This window comes from Pandoraea fibrosis, from assembly GCF_000807775.2.
In the GTDB taxonomy this organism is placed as follows: Bacteria; Pseudomonadota; Gammaproteobacteria; order Burkholderiales; family Burkholderiaceae; genus Pandoraea; species Pandoraea fibrosis.
On sequence record NZ_CP047385.1, the window covers coordinates 496,155 to 518,990 of the forward strand.

The 22,836-nt window shown below is 64.1% G+C and carries 22 protein-coding genes and 1 pseudogene; 19 read left to right on the forward strand and 4 right to left on the reverse strand.

From position 1 onward, the window contains the following. Window positions 1–102 precede the first annotated feature (102 nt). From PI93_RS02145 to PI93_RS02155, 3 genes and pseudogenes are all read right to left on the reverse strand, one after another. Window positions 103–978: an SPOR domain-containing protein gene (locus PI93_RS02145; RefSeq protein ID WP_039365383.1), complete on the reverse strand. Its 876-nt coding sequence runs from the start codon at window positions 976–978 to the stop codon at window positions 103–105. A gap of 85 nt (window positions 979–1,063) precedes the next feature. Further along, window positions 1,064–1,906 (reverse strand): annotated as a pseudogene (locus PI93_RS02150) (type III pantothenate kinase); the annotation flags it as partial. Between the two features lie 140 nt (window positions 1,907–2,046). Next, the gene (locus PI93_RS02155) at window positions 2,047–3,045 is read right to left on the reverse strand and encodes a biotin--[acetyl-CoA-carboxylase] ligase (RefSeq protein ID WP_158453254.1); all 999 of its coding nucleotides are present in this window, start codon (window positions 3,043–3,045) and stop codon (window positions 2,047–2,049) included. Window positions 3,046–3,251: 206 nt separating this feature from the next. On the opposite strand from PI93_RS02155, the gene PI93_RS02160 reads away from it, so the two are divergent. The 11 genes from PI93_RS02160 to PI93_RS02210 all read left to right on the forward strand — a co-directional run bounded on the left by PI93_RS02160 (window position 3,252) and on the right by PI93_RS02210 (window position 14,013). Next, complete coding sequence (locus tag PI93_RS02160) at window positions 3,252–4,373, forward strand: MlaE family ABC transporter permease (protein ID WP_039365385.1); 1,122 nt, start codon at window positions 3,252–3,254, stop codon at window positions 4,371–4,373. After that, window positions 4,373–5,320 carry an ABC transporter ATP-binding protein gene (locus tag PI93_RS02165; protein ID WP_236105708.1) on the forward strand — a complete coding sequence of 316 codons (948 nt, stop codon included), beginning with the start codon at window positions 4,373–4,375 and terminating at the stop codon, window positions 5,318–5,320. The genes PI93_RS02160 and PI93_RS02165 overlap by 1 nt, the downstream gene beginning before the upstream one ends. Beyond that, window positions 5,310–6,269: an MlaD family protein gene (locus PI93_RS02170; protein WP_039365387.1), complete on the forward strand. Its 960-nt coding sequence runs from the start codon at window positions 5,310–5,312 to the stop codon at window positions 6,267–6,269. Before PI93_RS02165 ends, PI93_RS02170 begins: the two co-directional genes overlap by 11 nt. 32 nt (window positions 6,270–6,301) lie before the next feature. Next, a complete protein-coding gene (locus PI93_RS02175; RefSeq protein WP_158453253.1) occupies window positions 6,302–7,123 on the forward strand; it encodes an ABC-type transport auxiliary lipoprotein family protein in 822 nt (273 codons plus the stop codon). 12 nt (window positions 7,124–7,135) lie between these two features. Next, a complete protein-coding gene (locus tag PI93_RS02180; RefSeq protein WP_052240325.1) occupies window positions 7,136–8,308 on the forward strand; it encodes a VanZ family protein in 1,173 nt (390 codons plus the stop codon). Between the two features lie 200 nt (window positions 8,309–8,508). Beyond that, a complete protein-coding gene (locus PI93_RS02185; RefSeq protein ID WP_080758970.1) occupies window positions 8,509–10,050 on the forward strand; it encodes an MFS transporter in 1,542 nt (513 codons plus the stop codon). A gap of 149 nt (window positions 10,051–10,199) precedes the next feature. Further along, complete coding sequence (locus PI93_RS02190; protein ID WP_039365526.1) at window positions 10,200–10,529, forward strand: (2Fe-2S) ferredoxin domain-containing protein; 330 nt, start codon at window positions 10,200–10,202, stop codon at window positions 10,527–10,529. A gap of 117 nt (window positions 10,530–10,646) precedes the next feature. After that, the gene (locus PI93_RS02195) at window positions 10,647–11,276 is read left to right on the forward strand and encodes an alpha/beta hydrolase (protein WP_039365391.1); all 630 of its coding nucleotides are present in this window, start codon (window positions 10,647–10,649) and stop codon (window positions 11,274–11,276) included. Between the two features lie 252 nt (window positions 11,277–11,528). Further along, window positions 11,529–12,716 carry a D-alanyl-D-alanine carboxypeptidase family protein gene (locus PI93_RS02200; RefSeq protein ID WP_144400176.1) on the forward strand — a complete coding sequence of 396 codons (1,188 nt, stop codon included), beginning with the start codon at window positions 11,529–11,531 and terminating at the stop codon, window positions 12,714–12,716. Window positions 12,717–12,895: 179 nt separating this feature from the next. Then, entirely contained in the window at window positions 12,896–13,744 is an 849-nt protein-coding gene (locus PI93_RS02205; RefSeq protein ID WP_039365529.1) for a D-amino acid aminotransferase, read from the forward strand. Then, window positions 13,741–14,013 (forward strand): DUF493 family protein, encoded by a 273-nt coding sequence (locus PI93_RS02210; protein WP_039365396.1) that lies wholly within the window; start codon window positions 13,741–13,743, stop codon window positions 14,011–14,013. Before PI93_RS02205 ends, PI93_RS02210 begins: the two co-directional genes overlap by 4 nt. A gap of 67 nt (window positions 14,014–14,080) precedes the next feature. On the opposite strand, the gene PI93_RS02215 is transcribed toward PI93_RS02210, so the two are convergent. Next, the gene (locus tag PI93_RS02215) at window positions 14,081–15,121 is read right to left on the reverse strand and encodes a transcriptional regulator GcvA (RefSeq protein WP_039365399.1); all 1,041 of its coding nucleotides are present in this window, start codon (window positions 15,119–15,121) and stop codon (window positions 14,081–14,083) included. 100 nt (window positions 15,122–15,221) lie between these two features. On the opposite strand from PI93_RS02215, the gene PI93_RS02220 reads away from it, so the two are divergent. The 8 genes from PI93_RS02220 to PI93_RS02255 all read left to right on the forward strand — a co-directional run bounded on the left by PI93_RS02220 (window position 15,222) and on the right by PI93_RS02255 (window position 22,833). After that, window positions 15,222–15,554 carry a DUF2917 domain-containing protein gene (locus tag PI93_RS02220; protein ID WP_052240326.1) on the forward strand — a complete coding sequence of 111 codons (333 nt, stop codon included), beginning with the start codon at window positions 15,222–15,224 and terminating at the stop codon, window positions 15,552–15,554. Window positions 15,555–15,741: 187 nt separating this feature from the next. Beyond that, the gene (locus tag PI93_RS02225; RefSeq protein WP_080758971.1) at window positions 15,742–16,692 is read left to right on the forward strand and encodes a DMT family transporter; all 951 of its coding nucleotides are present in this window, start codon (window positions 15,742–15,744) and stop codon (window positions 16,690–16,692) included. Window positions 16,693–16,827: 135 nt separating this feature from the next. Continuing rightward, complete coding sequence (lipB, locus tag PI93_RS02230) at window positions 16,828–17,535, forward strand: lipoyl(octanoyl) transferase LipB (protein ID WP_052240328.1); 708 nt, start codon at window positions 16,828–16,830, stop codon at window positions 17,533–17,535. A gap of 24 nt (window positions 17,536–17,559) precedes the next feature. Continuing rightward, window positions 17,560–18,567 carry a lipoyl synthase gene (lipA, locus tag PI93_RS02235; RefSeq protein ID WP_039365401.1) on the forward strand — a complete coding sequence of 336 codons (1,008 nt, stop codon included), beginning with the start codon at window positions 17,560–17,562 and terminating at the stop codon, window positions 18,565–18,567. A 428-nt stretch (window positions 18,568–18,995) separates the two neighbouring features. Next, window positions 18,996–19,880, forward strand: coding sequence for an N-formylglutamate amidohydrolase (locus PI93_RS02240; RefSeq protein WP_039365403.1), 885 nt, complete (start codon window positions 18,996–18,998; stop codon window positions 19,878–19,880). After that, window positions 19,880–20,659: an IclR family transcriptional regulator gene (locus PI93_RS02245; RefSeq protein ID WP_039365404.1), complete on the forward strand. Its 780-nt coding sequence runs from the start codon at window positions 19,880–19,882 to the stop codon at window positions 20,657–20,659. The genes PI93_RS02240 and PI93_RS02245 overlap by 1 nt, the downstream gene beginning before the upstream one ends. Before the next feature lie 354 nt (window positions 20,660–21,013). Beyond that, window positions 21,014–21,982, forward strand: coding sequence for an ABC transporter substrate-binding protein (locus PI93_RS02250; protein WP_039365405.1), 969 nt, complete (start codon window positions 21,014–21,016; stop codon window positions 21,980–21,982). 14 nt (window positions 21,983–21,996) lie between these two features. After that, window positions 21,997–22,833, forward strand: coding sequence for an ABC transporter permease (locus PI93_RS02255; protein ID WP_039365406.1), 837 nt, complete (start codon window positions 21,997–21,999; stop codon window positions 22,831–22,833). The last annotated feature ends 3 nt before the right edge of the window (window positions 22,834–22,836 follow it).

Here is a 22,836-nt window from a genome sequence, read left to right on the forward strand (position 1 = left end):
GCGCCGAAGAAGCAACGAAGCGAAGAGGGGCGGTCCCGGACGGGCCGCCCTTCTTCGCTTGTGATGCCGGGGCCGTGGCTGGCTCCACGTCGCCTGGTTGGGTCAGTGTGTCCCTTCGGGGGGACTCCCTGCCGGTGACGGGCAGGCTCGTACCAACTGCGCGGACCATTGCTGGGTCACTACGCTGCGCACCTGCGTTGCGGCGTTCGCATTGATCCCGGCGATCCGGTAGACGATCCGGCTCTTCGCATTCGGCCGCTCACTCAATTGCGGCGTGATGCCTTTCTTCTGTGCTGCTGCCATCAGGCGCACCGCACGTTCCCGGTCGTTGAAGAGGCCGAGCGAGACAACCAGATTCGAGCTGTCGTCGTTGAGCAGAAAGTACTCGGTGATACCGGCCGAACGCAGTTGCGCCACTTGCTTGTCTGCCGCGGTCTTATTCGGCACAGGGTTGAGATGCACCCAGTAGCGTTTGTCGAGCGTTAGCGATTGAATATCGCCCTGTCCCGAGGGCAGCGCCGCGAGCAACAGACCGCGGGCTTGTTGTGCGTCATTGGACGCGAAGGGACCGATGTCGAGGCAGACAGACGCGGCAATGGCCGCCGCGGCTTGCGATGCCGCCGTGTCGCCCGAGACGGCGCTCGGTGCGGTCGCGGCAACTGCCTGACTCGCGGCGGCTGCGGTCGATGCCGATACGGACGACGTCGGTGTCGGTGCCAATGCCGGTTCCGGGGTGGTGTCGCGGCGCCCGTCGCGATTCGCGGTGTCGGCGCTGTCGGCGATCATTGCCGCCGACGCCTGTGCGCTGACTTCAACACCGGTCAGACGGATATTTCCGGGATCGAGTTGCTTTTCGACGCGCGCGGGTTCACGGCCGGTGGCGGGCAACACGTCACGCCACTTCAGCCAGCCGAACTGCACCGCAGCGAGCGCCACATTGGCCGCGAGAAACATGACAAGCAACAGCGCACGCAACATCTCAGGCACCTCCCCGGGCATGTCCGGCATCGCGCGGGGCGGATGCCGATGAATCCGTCCTGGCAGCGTCACTCCCTGCCGTTGCCGCACCGGCGTCGGCCGCACGCAACGCGACCTCGTACAAACCGGCGGGCACCAATTGATCGTGTTCGGTAAAGGGGAGCGTGAGGGTTTGCGCCAGCGCCTGACGGGCGCCGCCCGAAAGCACACACCGCACGGGCGCTCCCAATTGCGCCTGAAGTTGTGCGTGGCTTCGTTCGACGAGACCGGCTTGCGCGGCGGCGCAGCCGCGCAGAATGGCGTCGGCCGTGCTGCGTGCAAAGTCCTGCCCGCCGGACGGCGTGGCGGCGTCGAGCGTCGGCAACTGGGCTGTGCCTTGCGCAAGGGACTGAAGCATCAACGCCGGGCCCGGCGCGATCAACCCGCCGAGATAGTTGCCGTCGGCACGCAGCGCTTCGACGGTCGTGGCAGTGCCCAGCGTCACGATCAGCAGATGCTCGCCGGGCCACGCGGCGTGGGCACCAATCAGACTTGCCCATCGGTCGCTGCCGAGTTGCGTGGGCGTGTGATACCCATTGCGCACGCCCGCGCGAGACTCGCTGGCGCGCAGGACTTGCAGCCAATCGGACGATGCCATGCCCCACAGCGTTTGCAGCGTCATGCGAACCGCTTGCTCGGCGGCGTCGCCCGCGACGTTCGCGAGCCAGACGCCGGCGGGCGCCGGGCAAATGAAGCCTTCATCCTGTCCGCCCTGACCAATGGCGAGCGGCGCTGTGTTCGGCGCGAAGTGCGCGTCGTGGCCGCTCCCGGAGGTCATCGCCGCCCAGCCCGCGCGGATTTGGGTCGCGAGGGTGCGCCACTCGGCATGATCCACCGCGCCGCTGGCCAGAAACGACGGCGATGCGGCGCGCCAATCTGCCGGCCGCATGGCGGGCGCGAGTGCCCACTTGATCCGGCTGTTTCCGGCGTCGACGAGCAGCCACGGCGTGCCGTCGGCACCGCTCGTGCTCGCGGCACCATGGTTGGCGCGGTTGTCGTTCGTGGTTGCCGTGTGCCGTGGCGTAGGCATCAGCGAACTCCTTGTGTGCCCGGGGCGCCGGACGTGTCGAGCAATCGCACCGAGACTTCTCCGCTCGCGATGACGCGCTCGCCTTCGTCGGTCGCCACGCGCAGGCAGCCTTGCGAGTCGACACCGAGCGCCACGCCATGCAAGAGATCGCGACCATGTTCGATGACGCGAATCGATGCCCCGCCGTAAGCGTGCATCGCCTCCCAGTCATCGCGAAATGCGCTGAATCGGTGTTCGGCAAAACGGTCCAGCATGGCCGCAAGGCGCTGCACCAGGGCGATGAGGACCGAGGACATGTCAGGCGCCGGGAGCACCGATTCGAGTGCGGCGGGTGGCGTGGCGGGGATGACAACCGTTGCGGCACCCGTGCTGAGGGGCGCGCCGGTGGCGTTGTCGATACGCTTGGCGACATCCCCGGCGTGCCGGAGATTGACCCCGATGCCGATCACGACACCGATGCGTCCCACGCCTGCCGGAACGGTCTCGATCAGAATGCCTGCGAGCTTGCCGCCACGCAGCAGCACGTCGTTGGGCCACTTGAGGCCGAGGGCATGCGGCGCCGACAGTGGCAGATCGGACAACCCTTCTACGACCGCGACACCGGTGGCAAGCGACAGTCCTGCCAACTCGGCCGGCCCCCCCGGCATCACATAGGCCAGCGAAAACGTGAGACTGTCCCCGGGCACGCTTTGCCAGGCCCGGCCGCGCTGCCCGCGTCCGGCGGTCTGTTGCATCGCCGCTCGCACCGTGGGCGCACACGACGCGTTTTCACGAAGTCGAGCGAGCAGGTCGAGATTCGTGGAGCCGGTCGCGTCGACGACTTCAATCTGCCAGCCACGGCAAGCGGTCGCCAGACGCCGTCGAATCCGTTCACCGTCGAGCGAGCGCGACACCATGTCGCGCGCTGGCTCGCCACCCGTGCCGGACGGCCGTTCAGGCGAGTCCGCAGTCGTGGCGGTAAGGGGCGGATTGGATGAGGAGGATGCGGCGTTTTTCATGGCTGCTATTGTAGCGGCGAGGCAGGCGCCGCGCCGGTCTGCGCTGCGTCGATCCTCGTATTTCGGCATGATCCGAGGCGTAAGTCGGCCGATTCCGGCACGTTTTCAGCCCTTGGCGGGTTGCCATCGATCGGTCGCCCCTGTACCGTACAATGACCTCGTTTTGCCGGATTCCGGCGGCTTTTTTTGCCAGGAGATCGCCTGTTTTGAACCTCGACGCCGTGCCCACTCTGGAGCTGACCACCTCGCCACAAGGCCCGGTGGTCATGCTGCGCGGCCTATGGACGGCGCTGGCGCTTTCGCAGCGCAAGAAGACGTTGCTGGGTCTCGTGCGTGCTTTGCCTCAGGGGAAGCTGGCATGGGATCTGACCTGTGTGGAGCGTCTCGACCATGTCGGCGCGCAAGCGCTGTGGCGCTACTGGCAACGCCGGTATCCCGAGCAGATCGCGCTGACGCCGACGCAGCGAGCGCTGTTCGATCACCTTGCCGAATTCGACCGCACGCGACAAAGTCCGGTGCCTGCGCGTCGCGTCGATCCGGTCAGCCGCCTCGGGTACTCGCTGTTCACGCTGGGGGAGCATCTGCGCGACGGCATCACGATGTTCGGCCGCTTCGTGATCGACCTCGGTCGTGTGATTCGCCATCCGGTGCGTGCGCCCTGGCTGGAGATGTCCGCCAATATCTATAGTGCAGGGACCAAGGCGCTCGGCATTACGGCGATGGTCGCGTTCCTGATCGGCATCGTGCTGTCTTATCTGTCCGCTCAGCAGTTGAAACTGTACGGGGCGAGCACATTCATCGTAAATATCCTCGGTCTCTCGGTGATCCGGGAACTTGGGCCGGTGCTGTCTGCGATTCTCGTGGCGGGACGCTCCGGGTCGGCGATTACCGCCCAACTGGGTGTCATGCGCGTGACCGAAGAGCTGGACGCGATGCGGGTGATGGACATTCCCCACGGGCTGCGGCTGGTGCTGCCCAAGGTAATTGCGCTGGCCATCGCCATGCCGCTGCTGGTCATGTGGACGAATATCGTTGCCTTGCTCGGTGGCGCGCTTGCTGCGAAGTACGAACTGGGCATCGGGCTGCATTACTTCTTCACCACGCTGCCCAACGCGGTGAACATTGCCAATCTCTGGATCGGCCTGGGTAAAGGCGTTGTCTTCGGTATGTTGATTGCGCTGGTGGCCTGCCACTTCGGCATGCGCGTCAAACCCAATACGCAGAGTCTTGGCGAAGGCACGACGCAATCGGTGGTGACATCGATCACGGTGGTGATCCTCGCCGACGCGGTCTTTGCGATTCTGTTCCGCAGTGTGGGGATCGGCTGATGCGCGAAACCACTGTCCCCCATTCGTCGACTCAACCGGCGACCGCAGCAACGCCGGCAGCGCCTGTGTTTGCCGGCGACGTGCGGCCTGTCACGGCGGCGGGTTGTCCTCCGGTATCGTCGACGTTGCCGGGGGAAGCCGAACCCGTGATCGAAGTGCGCGATCTCACCAAGCGGTACGGCACGCACACGATTCATGAGCATCTGGATCTCACCGTTCGTCAAAGCGAGATCATCGCGCTCGTCGGTGGGTCCGGTTCGGGCAAGACGACACTGATCCGACAGATCATCGGACTGGAGTCCCCCACCAGCGGCCACATCAGCGTCTTTGGTCACGACATCACGATGATCGACCGGCGTACCGCACACCTGCTGCGTCGCCGCTCGGGCATGTTGTTTCAGCGGGGCGCGCTGTTCTCGGCCATGACCGTGTTCGACAACATTGCGCAACCGTTGCGCGAGTTGCACACGCTCTCGGAAGATCTGGTGCGCGATGTCGTCATGTACAAACTGGAGATGGTCGGGTTGTCGGGGCGCATGGCCAACCGCATGCCGTCGGAGTTGTCCGGCGGGATGATCAAGCGCGTGGGGATTGCGCGCGCCATTGCACTGGAGCCGGAACTCCTCTTTCTGGACGAACCGACGGCCGGTCTCGATCCGCAGGCCTCGGACGAATTCGTAGACATGATTCGCGGCCTGCACCGCTCGCTCGGTCTGACCGTTGTCATGGTCACCCACGATCTGGATACGGTGATGATGCTCGCCACGCGCGTAGCCGTGCTGGCCGAGCGCAAGGTGCTCGTCAACGCGCCGGTGGAAGACGTGGTGTGCGTCGATCACCCGTTCATCCACAGCTTCTTCCTCGGTGAGCGCGGCAGACGCGCGTTGCTGGCCTTGCCCGCAGCGCGGCGCGCCAAGATTTCGGAGTTACTCGACGATGGAAAATAAATCGCACGCTTTCATGGCGGGCCTCTTCACGCTGGCGTTGCTCGCTGCCGTGGCCGCTGCGGTGTACTGGTTCAATCGCGACAATCGCGTTCGCATTCCCTATGAGCTGGTCTCTCGTACCAACGTGACCGGCCTGAATCCCGAATCCGCCGTGCGTTATCGCGGATTGGGGGTCGGCAAGGTGGACTCGATCAAGTTCGATCCGCACACGCCCGGCCAGATTCTGATTCGTATTCTCGTGAACGAAGGCACGCCGATGACCAAGTCGACGTTCGCCACGCTGAGCTATCAGGGGGTGACGGGGTTGGCCTTCGTGCAACTGGACGACGATGGGCACGACCGCACGTTGTTGCCGTCGTCCGCGGCGCACGTTGCCCAACTGCGGCTACGCCCGAGCTTTGTCGACGAACTTCAGCGGCGCGGCAACAATCTGGTGCATCAATTGGAAGAGGCCGCTTCCTCGGTCAACAAGCTGCTTGCGCCGGACAACCGGCAAGCGATGATGGATTCGATCAACAGCGTGAAGATGGCAGCGCAAAGCGTGAATCGCGTGGCACAGCAACTCGAGCCCGTCACGAAGCAACTGCCCGACACCGTTCGCGAACTCAACGGCACGCTCGCCGGTACGCATCGTCTGACGAACGCACTGGCCGATCCGCAAGGGCCGCTGATTCGCAATCTGGACAGCGTGGGACGGGCTGCCGATCAGGCGACGTCGAGTCTCGCGGCCTTCCAGGGAACGATGCAGACGTTCGAGGGATCGCTGCAACAAGAGGCGCTGCCGCGTCTGAATACGCTGTCGGACGATCTGCGTTCGACGACGCAGGCCGTCGGGCAGGCGGCCGAGACCATCAATCGCAATCCGCGCGCGCTGCTGTTTGGCACATCGCCGCCGCCACCCGGTCCGGGGGAATCCGGCTTCTCCTGGCCCGGCCGGGCAGGTCAATGATGCGCGACACCGTCATGCAAGGGGATATCGAGATGACTGAGCCAACCGGCGCGATCCGGACGAACGAGGCAACTGCCGCCCTGTCACCGCGCGGACGTAGCGCCCGCAGGGGGCGCACGCTGGCCACCTGGTTACTTGGTGCCGGGACGGCTGCCCTGATCGCCGGATGCGCTACCTCGACGCCGTCGGGCTCGCTGACGCGCTTCGATCTTGGTCCGCCGACAGGGCCTGCTGCCCTGACCGCCGGCAACGCTGCCAACGCGACCAACGCCGCCTCACCGGCGTCGGACGTCACCGCCGCAGGCGCACCGCGTCTGTCACCGCTGAAGGTCGTGGTCAATGCGCCGAGCTGGCTCGACGCCGACGTGATCTATTACCGTCTGCCCGCAAGCGAAGGCGATCAGGCGCGCGTGTACGCGAACAGTCGATGGCTGGCGTCGCCCGCGCGGCTCTTCGGAGATCGCCTGCGCGCTGCCTTGTCGATCGACCGCCCGGTACTCGCGGCGGGCGATCCGACGGCGGCACCGGCCGTGCGCGTAGAACTCGAGGAGTTCGCGCAATACTTCGACAGCACCACGTCGAGCCACGGTGTCGTGCAGGTGCGCGCCACCCTGTTCGATGGCCCGAAACTGCTCGCACAGACCACGTTGCGGGCACAGGCCCCCGCCGCAAGCGCAGACGCCGCAGGTGGCACGCGCGCGCTCGCCGTGGCCAGCGATGCCGTACAGACGCAACTGATCCAATGGCTCGCCGGGCGTGTGCCCGCGCCGTCGGCAACGACTCGCGCACCCGGCCAGTCCCGGGCTTTGCCCGCAGCGTCGTCGGCATCGGGTGCCGCTGCGCCAGCGAGATAGAGCCCGCCGCCGATGCCTGAGCCGGATGTCAAACCCTGGCAGCGACGCGCCTCTCCGCTCACGCGTCAGGGGCTGATCTGCCTGATTCTGCTGATTGCCTACGCAAGCCTGTACCCGTTTGAGTTTCAGCGCGCGGCCGTCGGGCCGTTCGACTATCTGTTCGCGCCGTTACCTCGATGGATGACGCTGTTCGACGTCGTCACCAACGTGCTGGGTTACCTCCCGCTCGGCATGCTCACGGTACTGGCGCTGCACCCTGCCTGGCGAGGCACCCGCGCTGTTCTCACCGCATTTCTGCTCGGCGCCATGCTCTCTGGCGGCATGGAGGCGTTGCAGACGTATCTGCCGACGCGTGTGGCGTCGAATGTCGATCTCGCGACGAACGCCCTTGGCGCGCTCATCGGTGGCGCGATTGCCGTGCCTCTCACAAGCCCCTTGCTGGATCGCGGATGGCTGCGGCATTTGCGCTTCGCGTGGTTCGAGCGGCAGGCCAGTTTGTTGCTCGTGTTGCTGGCGCTATGGCCATGGGCGCAGGCGTATCCGCAGCAATTCCTCTTCGGAGATGGTGATCTCGTCCGGCAAATCTGGCTCTGGCAGGACCCGGACGTCACCGATCTGGTCCTCGACTGGGTGCCGCGACTCGGACAGTTGCAGGACTACCTTTCCGAACTCGACGCCGTCGCCAGTCACGCCTTGTGGGAGACGGTGGTGAGCGCGAGCGGCACCATTCTCGCGGGGTTGCTCGCCACGCTCGCGATGCGTCGCTCGGCGCCGCGCGTGCCGTTGCTGTGTGCGATGTTCGTCAGCGCGTTCGCGATCAAGGCTGTCGCATCGGCGTGGCAGTTCTCTCCCGCGCAGGCGTTCGATTGGGTGACCGCGGGGGCCATCTACGGGGTCACGGTCGGTGCGCTCGTCCTGCTCGTCGCCGGCCGCGGGCCACGCGCGCTACGCGGCGCCGTTGCACTGGCCGCGCTCGTGGTGCTGCTCGTCTTCGTGAATCTATTGCCCGCCAATCCCTACTACGAGGCGGCGCTTCAATCGTGGCGGCAAGGCCGCTATGTCCACTTCAACGTGTTGGCCCGCTGGCTGGCATGGACATGGCCATACCTCGTACTGATCTATCTGCTCGCGATGTTCGATCCGAGCCATCGCGGCCCCGCCCGCAGCGTCGGCAATCAGCGCTAAGCCCCGTCCTGTCTGGCTGAGCGGCCGGGCCGGACGGTAGATTGTTGCCAATTCGGCAATAGCGTATTGGTCGCGACCCCATTGGTGACACGGCCCGCCGATCCTAAACTCCCATGTAAGGCACGCTGATATTCGGTGTGTCGCGACCGCCCGGCATCTTCAGGCAGATCCCGGGCGGTTTTTCATTGGTGAGGGAGGCGATGAGTACCTGGGGATTGAGGTTTGCGCACAAGACACGTCAGCGAGTGCTGATGGCGGTGATCGCTGCCGCCACGGGCATCGAAATGCTGGAGAACGGCATGTTCGTGTTCGCGTCGTCGCATATCGCGGGCGGCGTCGGTGCCGCGCCCGAAGAGTACGCATTCGTCTCCACGCTCTACGCCGTAGCCGGGATTCTCGTCATTCTGAAACAGCGTTGGCTGGCGGCGCGTCTGGGGTATCGCACCTTCCTCGCGGGCGCGCTCACGCTCATGGCGTTCGGCGCCGGGTTGTGTGGCATGGCTCACACGCCGACCCAGCTTGCCATTGCGCGCTTCGTGCTTGGCCTGGGCGCCGGGTCGCTGTTCACCGCCAGCCGGATTCTCATCAACCTGTGCTTCGCGCCCGAAGAGCGGCTGCGGGCGCTGCTTTTCTTCACCTACGGGTTTTTCGGCGCACAGATTTCCGCGCCCTTGCTCGCGAGCTATCTCGTCGACCATTTCCTGTGGTCGTCGGTGTTCTTCGTCATCGTGCCGATTGCGCTGGCGGGGGCCATCGCTTCGTGGCTCGTGATTCCGGATTTTCGCGAGCGTTTGCGCGACGAAGGCGAGTTTGAAATGCGCGGCATCGTGTTCTTTGCCGCTGGCGTGCTATTCGTCGAAGTGATGATGCAGCAATCGCGTTTCGACTTCTTCTCCAATCCGCTGCACCTGCTCGAACTGTGTCTGGTCGGTGCGATCTGCGCGATCGGTTACATGTGGCATCAATACTCGCACCACAAGCCGCTGATCGATTTTCGCGTGCTGGTGCGCAACCCCGTCTATGTGCTCGGGTTGGGCGGTTACGCTGTGTATTACTTCTTCTCGTATTCGACGTCGTATCTGTTCCCGATCTACATGCAACAGGGGCTGAACTGGAGCGTGGAGCACACGGGCTATCTGCAAGCGGTGGCGTCGGTGACGAGTCTCGTCGTGGCTGTGTTGTACACGATGGCAAGGCCGAAATTCGTGCAACTCAAACCGTTCGTGCTGCTCGGCTATCTGTGCCTGCTGGGCTACGCCTTCCTGCTCTCGCAAAGCTACCCGGGCGTGTCCAGCCAGTGGCTGATTCTGCCAATGGTGCTGAGCGGGCTGGGCGGCGTGTTCGCCATGATTCCGATTGCCGAGCTGACGTTTCGCGGCATGGATGAGTACGTCTTCCAGCACGGCTATCAGACGAAGAACATCGTGCGTCAGTTGGTGAGTTCCATGTCGGTGTCGGTCATGGCCGTGTTGATGCAGGACCGGCAAGCGGTCTTCATGCATCAGCTCACGCCATCGATGACACCGCTCAATCCGGCGTATAACGCTGCGGTGTCGCAAGCGCAGCAGGCGTTCAGTGCGAGTGTCGATGCCACGACGGCGTCGCATATGGCATCGGCGTGGGTCGGTGGGCTGGCGTCGCAGCAGGCGCTGGTGCTCGCGTGCGTGAACGTGTTCTTCGGCTTCGCATGTCTGGCCGCGCTCTGCGCCATCTTCATGGCGGTGCAGCGGCGCCTGCGTTAAGAGACATGGCGGCCCGGGCGTCCCGGATTCCGCATTTCTTCATGCCTGCCGCAGGGCGCGTAGCGCGTGCGCGGTGCGCGCGCCCGCAACTGCCGGGCAGGTCGGTTAGAATGGCCCGCAATACGTTGCCACTCCCCAAAAGCACCGACATGGCCACCCAGCCGCAGTACTACCAGCATCACGTCTTTTTCTGCCTGAATCAGCGCGAACCCGGCGCGGATCGGCCCTCGTGTGCCAACTGCAACGCGCAGTCGATGCAGGAGTACGCGAAGAAGAAGGTCAAGCAGCTCGGCCTGGCCGGTCCCGGCAAGGTGCGCGTGAACAAGGCCGGGTGCCTCGATCGCTGCGAGCAAGGGCCTGTCGTGGTGATCTATCCCGAAGGCACCTGGTACACGTATATCGACGAAACCGATATCGACGAGATCGTCGAGAAGCATCTGGCGCAAGGCGAAATCGTCGAGCGTCTGCTGATCGACTGATGCCGGCGGTCGTCTCGTCGATTCGCGAAGGCATCGATCCATTGGCTTGCCGATTCATCGTTTAGCTGCCCCGCGCGCCGCGTTTTTTCGCCGTCGCGCCCCAGCCCAACATCGCTCATGAACGCTCAGACTGAACGCTTCACCATCGACGGCCCGGTCGGCGCCATCGAAATCGCCATCGACCGTCCGGCCGGCGCGCCGCGCGGCATCACGCTCGTGGCGCATCCGCACCCCCTCTTTGGCGGCACGCTCGATAACAAGGTCGCGCAGACGCTGGCCCGTGCATTCGTGCAGCTCGGCTACGCCGTGGTACGCCCGAATTTTCGCGGTGTCGGCAAGTCGGCGGGCGAGCATGACAAGGGCATAGGCGAGCGCGACGATCTGCTGGCCGTGATCGAATGGATGCGCCAGCAACCGGGCTGGGAAACGTTGCCGCTGGCCCTCGCCGGGTTCTCGTTCGGCACGTTCGTGCTCTCGCACGTCGCAAAGACACTGGAGGCGGCGGGCACGCCGGCGCAGCGTCTGGTGTTCGTGGGCACGGCGGCGAGCAACTGGGACGTGGCGACGGTGCCGGCCGACACGCTCGTGATTCACGGCGAAGTGGACGATACCGTGCCACTGCAATCGGTACTGGACTGGGCGCGTCCGCAGACGCTGCCGGTGGTGGTCATTCCCGGCGGCGAGCACTTCTTCCATGGCCTGTTACCGCTGCTGAAACAGATCGTGGTCGACGCGTGGCGTCATTGATACACACCGGGCGAATTTGGGCCAATTTCGGCCGCGTTGGGCCGCCGCGCTGGGGTCGCGAAATCGCGGCGGGTATAATTCGCTTCTGAACCATGTCGTGCCGTGCCGGGTCTATGTCCCGGACAGGCATGGCACCGGCGCCACGGTGCCGCTGTCTTCTTCGCCGTGCCGCGCGTTAGTCAAAGTGTCGGTTGCACGGCGCTTCTTCAAGTGCAGATGCCCCTGAGTCTCACATCGTTTCCCTCATCGCCAATGAAATTCAACGCTTCGCTGTCCCGTGCCGCCGCTGCCGCGGCGATCGTCGCTTGCGGCTCGCTTGCTGCGCTTCCTGCCCGTGCTCAACAGATTCCGCCGCCGCCGATGACGGCCAAGGCCTGGACCATCGTCGACGTCACCAGCGGGCAGGTGCTCGCCGCCGGTGACCCCGATGCACGTGTGGAGCCGGCTTCGCTCACGAAGATCATGACGTCGTATCTGATCTTCGAAGCCCTGCGCGACAAGCGCATTTCGATGGATCAGACCGTCATTCCGGGCGAGTCGGTTCGCAAGGTGGGGCGCGACGAATCGCGCACGTTCATCGAAGCCGGCAAGCCGGTCTCGGTGCACGACCTCGTGTACGGCATGATCATTCAGTCGGGTAACGACGCCTCGATCGCGCTGGCCGAACTCGTGGGCGGCTCGCAGCCGGGCTTCGTCGAGCTGATGAACCGCGCGGCGCAGCGCATGGGCCTGAAGAACACCCATTACACGAACGTCGACGGTCTGACCGATCCGCAGCACTACACGACGGTGGCCGATATCGCCACGCTGTCGACGCACATGATTCAAGACTTCCCCGAGTACTACAAGATCTACTCGGAGAAGAGCTTCACGTACAACAACATCCGTCAGCCGAACCGTAACCGTCTGCTGTATCTCGATCCGACGGTCGATGGCCTGAAGACCGGCCACACCAAGGAAGCGGGCTACTGCCTCGTGTCGACGGCGTCGCGTCCGCTGCCGGGTACGCCTGGCGTGAACCGCCGCGTGTTGTCGGTGGTCGTGGGCGAGCCGACCGAGCGCGCCCGCGTGCAGGACAGCCTCTCGGCCCTGAACTACGGCTATCAGAACTTCGACACGCTGCGTGTGTACGGCGCAAATCAGGTCGTCGCCACGCCCAAGGTATGGAAGGGCAAGGACAGCGAGCTGAAGATCGGTGTGAAGAAGGACACCTTCATCACGGTGCCGAAGGGCATGGCCGACAAGATCAAGCCGCAACTCGAATTGCGTGAGCCGCTGATCGCGCCGCTGGCCAACGGGGCGCCGGTCGGCACCGTCAAGGTCATGGCCGATGGCAAGCAACTGGCCGAATTCCCGGTTGTGGCCCTCGCCGACGTGCCGCAGGCCAGCTTCATCGGTCGCGCCTGGGATGCGCTGCGCCTGATGTTCGTGAAGAAGTAAGGATGGGGAGTGACGTCCCGCTCGCGGGACGTTCGCCGGCAAAACGCGTAGGATGCCCGTATGCGTTGATCCGGCAACCGGTCTGGCAGGCTCGCGGTGCGGGCCTGCTGCAACGCAAAGGCGCGCCCGGTGGGCGCGTTTTTTCCTTTCGCCGCGCGTCTGGCGCGCACCTTGCAAACATGGATAACCCCACCGTCTGGCTCAATGGCGACCTGATCCCGCTCAGCGACGCGAAAATCTCCGTACTCGACCGCGGTTTCCTCTTCGGCGACGGCATCTACGAAGTCGTGCCGGTCTACCACGGCAAGCCGTTCCGGCTGGCGCAGCATCTCGATCGCCTCGAGCGCAGTCTCGCCGAGATCCGTATCGAGAATCCGTACACGCGCGCCGAATGGGAGGCGCTCTTCGCGCGTCTGTCGGCCACCTGTGCGGCCGATCCGCATAGCGTCTACGTACAGGTCACGCGCGGTGTCGCGCCGCGTCAGCACACCTTCCCCAAAGACATTACGCCGACGGTGTTCGGTATCGCCACGCCGCTCACGCTGCCCAACCGCGAGAAGGTGGAGCATGGGGTGGGCGCGGTCACGCACGAGGATCGCCGCTGGCTGAACTGCCACATCAAGTCGACCTCGCTGCTGGGTAATGTGCTGATGGCGCAATACGCGGCCGATCACGACGTTCAGGAGACGATCCAGTTTCGCGACGGCAATCTGACCGAGGCGTCGTCGAGCAATGTGTGGGTCGTCAAGGGCGGTGAAATGTTCGCGCCGCCGCGCGATAATCGGATTCTCGAAGGCATTCGTTACGGTGCGCTCGAAAGCCTCGCGCAGGAGTGCGGCATTGCGTTCCATGAGCGTGTCGTGAGCGAGGCGGAAGTCCGCGCGGCGGACGAGTTACTCATTACCTCGGCCACGAAGGAAGTGTTGGCGGTGGTGACGCTGGACGGCAAGCCGGTGGGCGATGGCAAGCCGGGCCCCGTCTTCCGCGCGCTTTACGCGGCCTATCAACGCGCCAAGGAGGCACTATGACGACGGAAAAGAAGGAAAGCTTGCTTGAGTTTCCGTGCGACTTTCCCATCAAGGTGATGGGGGCGACGCAGGATGGATTTGCCGACGCCATCGTGGCACTGTTGCGGGAGTTCGACGCAGAATTCGATGCGGCGACGGTGGAAATGCGGCCGTCCAGTTCGGGCAAGTATCTCGGGCTGACCGTCACGGTGCGGGCTCACTCGAAAGCGCACCTCGACGATATCTATCGTGCGCTGACCGGCCACCCGATGGTCAAGGTCGTGCTGTAACGCCGAAGCCCGGCAAGTGAAGCGGGTGCGAGAAACGCACGCGCTTCACGCATCTTTCATCCACGCTTTACGCATGTGTCGGCGCCCCGTCGTCGGCCGGCAGGGCGGGGTCCAGTCCCAACTGGGCGTCGGTCGTCATCTCGCCCGCCGTGGCGGCCATGCCGGCCGCCAGCGCTGCGGGACTCGGCTGCGCCGGGCGGCGCTGCATGTGCTTCACCTTCTCGAACGCTGCCAGCTCCTCCAGAAACCACGTTCTGAACGCCTGAACGCGCTGCGTTTCGAGTACCGCGGGCGGGCACACAAAGTAGTAATCCCACTCGCACGGCGTATCGACGTCGGACAGCCGTACCAGGCGTCCGGCCATGATGTCGCCCACGGCGAGCGAGCGTCGCACGAGCGCCACGCCCTGACCGACGATGGCCGCCTGCGACAACATTCCCGAATCCTCGTACATCATGCCTTGCGTCGGCTCCGGCAGATCGAAGCCCGCCGCGGCAAACCACGGCGCCCACGGCTCGCCCTCCGAACGTAGCAACGTGCTGCGGCGAAAGTCCTCTGCGGTCTGCGGAGGGTTCCCATGGTTGTACGATGGGCTGCAAGCGGGGAAAAACACATCGTCGAGCACTTTCTCGATGTGCAGTCCCGGCCAGTTGCCTTTGCCCATGCGCAGGGCGATATCTACGTCGTCGCGTTCGAAGTCGGTGAGCTGTGCGCTGCACCGCAGCTCCACTTCCAGTTCGGGGTGCCGATCGATGAAGCGACCGATGCGTGGCGTGAGCCACCGGCTGGCAAACGATGGCATGGTGGTGAGTACCAGACGCCGTTCGCTGCGCGTGCCGGCCTGTAGCTTGCGCGTTGCCTGAGCGATGTCGCCGAGGGCCGTGCGGATCGACGCGGCGTACTGGCGGCCCGCCGGCGTAATGCTGATGCGCTTGCCGTTGCGGGTGAAGAGCGTCGTGCCCAGCTCCTGTTCCAGCGCGCGAATCTGATGGCTGATGGCGCCGTGCGTGACGAACAACTCCTCGGCGGCACGCGAGAAGCTCTCCAGACGGGCAGCCGCCTCGAAGGCACGCAGGGCGCTCAGGTTGGGAAGTCTCCGAAGATCCATGTGAGATTTATTCGCAAGGCCGTGAAAATATGTCGTTTGGTATAGCGCTTGGCAGTCCCTATGATTCAGTCATTGTCTCGCACTGAGTGGGGGTCGTAAAATGCAAAACAATTTGACAAAGGTGCAGTACTTCTACGGAATTCGTCCGGGCGAAGTGGTCACCCTCGACCTGCATCACGAGCATACGCTTGTTGCCCGCGGCTCGGCGGTTTGGGTGACGCGCGCAGGCGATCCGCGTGACTATTGGCTCACGCCCGGCCAGCGCCTCACCGTAGAGCCGGGACGCCGTTACTGGGTGTCGTCCGATAACGTTGCGGAAGCCCAACTGGAGCGCGAAGTCAGCCGTCGTTTCCCGCTGGCCCGTGTGCTGAGCAAGTGGCTCGCCGGACGCCGTGCGGCCCGCGAAGCGAACTCCTGCACGGCCGCTGCCTGAGGACACTCAGGGCATTTGCCCGTCGACACCACGCGCTCTCTGGCGGTGAACGCCAGAGAGCGCGTGTTTCGTTTCAGAGGGTGGATGCCGGACCCGTCAATTTGTTACTGGAATTCACAACAAGACGCGCAATAATCGACCTTAAAACATCTCGATAACGCGTCAAAACAAGAGAAGTAGTTTCCCGATGACCGAAGCCTCCCGCCCGGCCCCCCTGCCTTCCTCTGCGTCGGACACCGTCATACCTCGCCATCCTCAGGCCGATGAGCGTCTCGGCCGGTGGTTGATGATCGCCGCCATGGTGATCTCCGGCACGATCGGTTATTTCGTATTGATGTCCGGACAACCGGCGCTCAATGTCGTTTTCTTGCGCTGTCTGATCGGCGCGGCCAGCCTGTGCGCGTGGTGTGCTTACCGGGGCTACTGGCGCGGGTTGCGCATGGCCCGTTGGCAGGTGGTGAACGTCACGCTGGGCGCCATTACGCTCGTCTCGAACTGGTATTTCCTGTTTACGGCCTACCGGTTGACGTCTGTGGGCATCACGACCGTCGTGTACAACGTACAGCCGTTCCTGCTGGTGCTGGCGGGCGTGATCGTCACGCGCGAGCGCCCGTCGCTGGCGACGCTCGGTTGTCTCGGTGTGGCATTCGCGGGGCTGGTGATTCTGGCGGAACCGGGTGGCGTGCACGGCGCGGGGTATCTGACTGGCGTGGCGAGTGCGCTGGCCGCCGCCACGCTTTACGCGGCGACGACCCTTTTCACGAAGCGGCTGGCCGGCACGATCCGGCCCGAGATCATCGCGGCATTGCACATGGTGATCGGTGCCGCGGTCTTCGTGTGGATGGCGGATTTCCATCATCTGCCTTCGGCTCCCCGTGAGATCGGGGCGGTCGTGACGCTCGGCCTGTTCCATACGACGTTCATGTATCTGTTGCTGTACGGGGCGTTCCAGAAGGCATCGACGTCAAGTCTGGCCGTGTTCGGCTTTGTCTACCCGGTGGTGGCGGTCGCCGTGGACTTTCTCGCGTTCGGCATTGTGCTGCATCCGACGCAATGGCTCGGCGGGGTCATGATTCTGCTGGCCGCCGGCTTTTATGCCCGGGGCCTTGGCGTAACGCCCGCGAAAAAAGCGGGCTGACACTGTGGGCAGCGCGTGAGCAGGAGGCGTGTCGGCCGTTGTGCTCGGGCAACACCGCCGGCCGGTGAACAGGGACCGGGAGGCGGGGAACGCCACGTCGAGCAAGACTGCGCCGGTTTCGCTAAAATTGCGGGCATGACCTCCCCGATCGAAGTGTGCTGGCGCGGCACCGAAGACTACGCCACATCGTTCGACGCCATGCGTGCGTACACCGACACACGTGGCCCGCACGGCCCCGACCAGCTGTGGATCGTCCAGCATCCGCCCGTCTATACGCTTGGACTGGCCGGCGACCCCGCCCACCTGCTTGTTGCCAATACCGGTATTCCGCTCGTCAAGGTAGACCGCGGTGGCCAGATCACGTATCACGGCCCGGGACAGGTGGTGATTTACCTGCTCGTGGACCTGCGACGGCGCAAGCTGGGGGTGCGCGAAATGGTGCGTTTGATCGAGCAGGCGGTGATCGACACCCTTGGGGCGTATAATCTCGACGTTGAGCGCCGGGCCGGCGCGCCAGGGATCTATGTGAGCCCGGGCGACGGCACCGCAGCGCACGCCGGCGCGAAAATCGCGGCACTCGGGTTGAAAATCCGCAACGGATGCAGTTATCACGGCGTGTCATTGAACGTCGCGATGGATCTGCGGCCGTTCGACTGGATCAATCCGTGCGGTTACGCCGGCTTGCAAACCGTAGACATGGCCACGCTCGGCGTGGCCCCCCGCTGGGACGAAGTGGCCGCGCGACTGGCGCAGCAACTCGGTCATCATCTCGAACAGCACCCCGCGACGGCCGAAGCCGCGCCACAGGCCGACCCGGCCGCCAGCGCAAACGCCGCCGCCTGATTGGACGCCTGGAAAGCCCCCATCATGACCACCGTGACTCAGAACGACACCGCGAGCAAGGAAGTTCGCACGATCGACGGCGATTACGACGCCACCGCCAAGCAAAAGTCGCAAGCCAAGACGGCGCGCATTCCGATCAAGATCGTACCGATCGAGCGTCTGAAGAAGCCGGACTGGATTCGCGTGAAGGCGGCGACCCACACGTCCCGCTTCTACGAGATCAAGCAGATCCTGCGCGAGCACAATCTGCACACGGTGTGTGAAGAGGCCAGTTGCCCGAACATTGGCGAGTGCTTCGGCAAGGGCACGGCCACGTTCATGATCATGGGCGACAAGTGCACGCGCCGTTGCCCGTTTTGCGACGTTGGCCACGGCCGTCCCGACCCGCTCGACGTCGACGAGCCGCTCGACCTCGCGAAGACCATTGCCGCGATGCGCCTCAAGTACGTGGTGATCACGAGCGTGGATCGCGACGACCTGCGCGATGGCGGTGCCCAGCACTTCGTCGACTGCATCCGGCACGTGCGCGAGCTTTCGCCGCAAACCCGCATCGAAATCCTGACGCCGGACTTCCGTGCGCGTCTGGATCGCGCGTTGGGCATTCTCAACGCCGCGCCGCCCGATGTGATGAACCACAACCTCGAAACGGTGCCGCGCCTGTACAAGGAAGCGCGTCCGGGCTCGGACTACCAGCACTCGCTCACGCTGCTCAAGGAATTCAAGGCGAAGCATCCGGACGTGGCGACGAAATCGGGGCTGATGGTCGGCCTGGGGGAAACCGACGAGGAAATTCTCGAAGTGATGCGCGATCTGCGTGCACACAACGTCGATATGCTCACGATTGGTCAATACCTTCAGCCGTCGGAGCATCACCTGCCGGTGCGCCGCTACGTCACGCCGGAGACGTTCAAGATGTTCGAAGAAGAAGCCAACAAGATGGGCTTCACGCACGCCGCCGTGGGCGCCATGGTGCGCTCGAGCTATCACGCCGACGTGCAGGCGCATGAAGCGGGCGTGGCCGACGCGATCTGATTTCCGCTTCATAGCACTGGCAGACACAGAACGCGGGCCGTCGAAAGACGGTCCGCGTTTTTGTTTGGGCGAACGAGTCGGCCGACTTCGCCGACGTTGCCGGTGCGTCTTGACTGAGTGACACGCGCTGCGTGGATTACGTCGCGTCACAGACGGCGCCCGGTTCAATACGTAATACGGCCAGCGCGGACGGGTGTGCGGCGGTATCTCGTCGAAAACACGTCGTTATCTGAGAGTAACGTCGCTGAACTGACCGTCCCGCTCCCCGGGGGCGTCCCGTCGCCGCCCGAAATATGTTGTAACAACCCTTACCTTGTCGCCGTCCCCCCGTTGTTTCAGAATATTGAAACCTTGTTTTGCTTGACAAAACAATGCGTCCGTCATGGGTATTGGCGGAGGGAGGTTCCGGATGCGCGTGAGGAGAGGGCATGTCCCGTCAGGTCACTGAGGGCCGTTATTTTGTGGAAGCGCCACAAGGGGGCCTGGGGAGACGTTTGCCTCTCGTGATCGACGTGCCGCACAGCGGTCATGTCTTCCCGCCGGACTTCGACACCATTGCCCCGACGGCGGCGATTCTCGCGTGCGGCGATGCCTATGTCGACGAGTTATGGTCGGTCGCCACACGACATGGCGCCACGCTCGTCGCTGCGCTTTTCCCGCGCGCCTACATCGACCCGAACCGTGCCGAGCACGACATCGACCCCGAGTTGCTTGCCAGCCTGTGGCCGCACGACGCACGCCCTCAGGTGTGTAGCGAGCGGGGTGTCGGACTGCTCCACCGGTTTGCCGCGCCGAACGTGCCGCTCTACGACCGGCGTTTGTCCGTGGCCGAGGTCGAGCGACGCATTCACGACTATTACCGGCCGTACCGGCACGCCTTGCGCGACGCACTCGACGCCGCCTGGCACCGGCACGGTGTGGTCTGGCATCTGGACTGTCATTCGATGCGCTCGCGCGGCGGCGCGCTCGATCCCGACGCGGGACGCCTGCGCGCAGACGTTCGTGTCAGCGACGGCGGCGGTACGACGGCCGACCCGGCGTTCTCGCGCTGGATCATGGCCGAGTTCACGCGGCTGGGTTTTCGCGTGGCGTACAACACGCCGGGTCATCTCGAGGGCCGCGAAGATCTGGTGCGTCACTTCGGACGCCCGGCCGCGCGTCGTCACAGCGTGCAGATCGAACTGAACCAGGCGCTTTACCTGAATGAATCACGCGGCGAGAAGCATGACGGCTTCGCGACGCTGCAAGCGCAACTTGGCCAATTTGCGGCGGCGCTCGCCGCTTATGCCGAACAACATAGCGAGGAAGTTTGATGGACTACACAGTCGCTTCGGTCGACACAGCGCTTTCGCTGCTGTCGCTGGTCGGGGAGTGCCCCGGTCTGGGTGTGACGGAACTGGCGCAGCGCGCCGGCCTGAACAAGTCGCGAGCGTTTCGTCTGCTGGCGACGCTCGAGCAGCATCGCTGGGTGGTCCGCGAGGGCAGCCCGGTCACCTACGTGCTCGGCGCACAGGCGCTGGTGCTCGGTGTCGCAGGCCACGAGCAGGTCAATCTCGTGAAGGTGGCGCATCGTCATCTTCAGGCGCTCAACCGTGCACTCAACGAGAATATCCAGCTTCGCGTGCGCGACGGTCTCGAGTCGTTGTGCGTGGCGCGAGTGGAATCGACACACGAGTTGCGTGTGCATGGCGTGGTCGGCAACCGTCGCCCGCTGTATGTCGGTGCGTCGGGGCGCGTGCTGCTGGCGTTTGCGTCCGACGACGTTCGCGCGCAGGTGTTGGGCCGCCCGCGCAAGCGTTTCACGGCAGGCACGCTCATCGAGCGCGACGAACTGGCGGCCGAGCTGCTTAACGTGCGTCGTCAGGACTGCGCGGTGAGCTTCGGCGAACTCGCGCCGGAAGCGGTGTCGGTCGCAGTGCCGGTGCGCGACGCGTCTGGCGAAGTGATCGCGTCGCTGTCGGCCTCCGGTCCGTCGTCCCGCATGACGCGCGCGCTGCTGCCGGACATCTCGTCGCGCCTGTCCGCCTGCGCTGCCGAAATCTCCACCGCACTGGGCTATCAGATCCCCGTGCCGGAAGCCCTGTCGGCCTGACGCGGCGCCGTCTCTTCCGATGCGTTCGCCACAACGTCGGCGAACGCATGCAAGGAAGGTATCGAAGCCTTCAACGGCCCGTTGGATGCGGCCTGCCTCGGGATTTGCCCCGATACCTCGCGTGAAATGTCCCCCTTTCACCTGATTTTCTGGAAATCCAGAAAGCTTCTTCGCCTGTTTTCCGGTTTTCCATATAACCGACCATCGGGTTTTCCACGATTTCACTCAATAAAATCAATGGGTTATGCATCTGGCATAAGTATTGCTTTCTAACGCGCGTGCTGCCGCGATGTCTGGAATCCCGACGGGAATCCGGAATGCCGGGCAAGCCGTTCAAATAAGAGAGGAGACCTTATGTTCAAGCAATGTCTTGCCGCCGCAGCGCTGTGCGCGGCTTCGCTACACGCTTTCGCCGACGATCTGGTGCGTCTGGGCAACCTGAAGTTCGCCCACTACGGCGCGGTGTCGTACATGAAGGTGATCGGGCCGAAGTACGGTCTGAAGATCGAAGAGCGTATGTTCGCCAAGGGGGTGGACATCATGCCGGCGATCGTGGCGGGGCAGATCGACGTGTCGGCAAGCGCGCTTGACGCCGCCATCGCCGGTCGTGCGCAGGGGGCGCCGATCTATGCCGTGGCCGGTTTCGCGAAGGGCGGTGTGCGTCTGGTCGCGAAGAAGGGGCTGCCGGTCACCAAGGTGGCCGATCTCAAGGGCAAGAAGGTGGGGGTCGCCCGTGGCGGCGCTCAGGAACTGATTCTGTACGCCGAACTGGCCAAGGCCGGTCTGACGTGGTCGGATCAGCCGGGCAAGGACGTGCAGATCATGTTCATGGCCTTCGCCGATCTGAATCAGGCGCTCGCTGCCGGCAGCATCGACGCGATGTGTCAGTCGGAGCCGCAGGCATCGCAAGCCATCAACAAGGGCTTTGGCGTGGAAGTGCTCAAGCCATACGACACGCCTATCGGCGAGCCGGTGCGCGCGCTCGTGATCACCGAGAAGCTCTACAAAGAGAAGCCGGACGTGGCGCAACGCCTGATGTATGCGTTCGTCGAAGCGACCGATTACTTCATCAAGAACCCGCAAGCGGCCGAGAAGTACGTGCGCGAGGACATGTTCAAGAACCAGATCACGACCCAGGACTTCACGGATGCCATCGGCAACTCGCCGTATAGCTACGACCTGAGCGTCTCGCATGTGCAACTCACGACCGACCTCATGAAGAAGTACGGCGTGGGCAAGCTGCAGGATCCGGTGCCGAAGGCGGAAGACTGGGTCAAGCTCGACCTGCTCGCCAAGGCAAAAACCAAGCTGAACATCAAGTAAGGCGAGGCGAACGGATGGCCGCTGTGCTTGCTTCTTCGGGCGCCTCGCGCACCACGCGTTTGTTGCGTGGTGTGTTGATTCCGCTCGCGGTCGTGGTGATCTGGCAGATCGTCACGGGCCTCGAGTGGATCAACCCGATCATTCTCCCGTCGCCGGTCGCTGTCGTGACCAAGTGGTGGCAATACCTCAAACCGACTGTCACGCTGGCCGAAGGCGTCGGCGCATGGCTGCATTCGAGCGAACTGCTCACCGATGCCGCCAACAGTCTTTATCGCGTCATCATGGGCTTTCTCGTGGGCACCGTGATCGCGCTGCCGCTCGGCCTGCTCATGGGCACGAGCACTCGCGTCTATGGCTTGTTCAATCCGCTGGTGCAGGTCGTGCGTCCGATTCCCCCGATCGCGTACATCCCGCTGGCGATTCTCTGGTTCGGTCTGGGCAACCCGCCGGCGTTCTTCCTGATCGCACTTGGCGCGTTCTTCCCCGTGCTGATGAACACGATCGCGGGGGTGCGTCACGTCGATGGTATTTATCTGCGTGCGGCGCGCAACCTCGGCGCGAGTCAGTTCACGATCTTCCGCCGCGTGATCATGCCGGCGGCCACGCCGTACATCCTGTCGGGCATTCGCATCGGTATCGGTACGGCGTTCATCGTCGTGATCGTGGCCGAGATGATTGCCGTGAACAACGGTCTGGGTTACCGCATTCTGGAAGCGCGCGAGTACATGTGGTCGGACAAGATCATCGCCGGCATGCTGACCATCGGTCTGCTCGGCCTGGTGATCGATCTGGGCATGGATCGTCTCAACAACCACCTGCTCAAGTGGCACCGTGGTCTCGAAACCAAGTGAGGC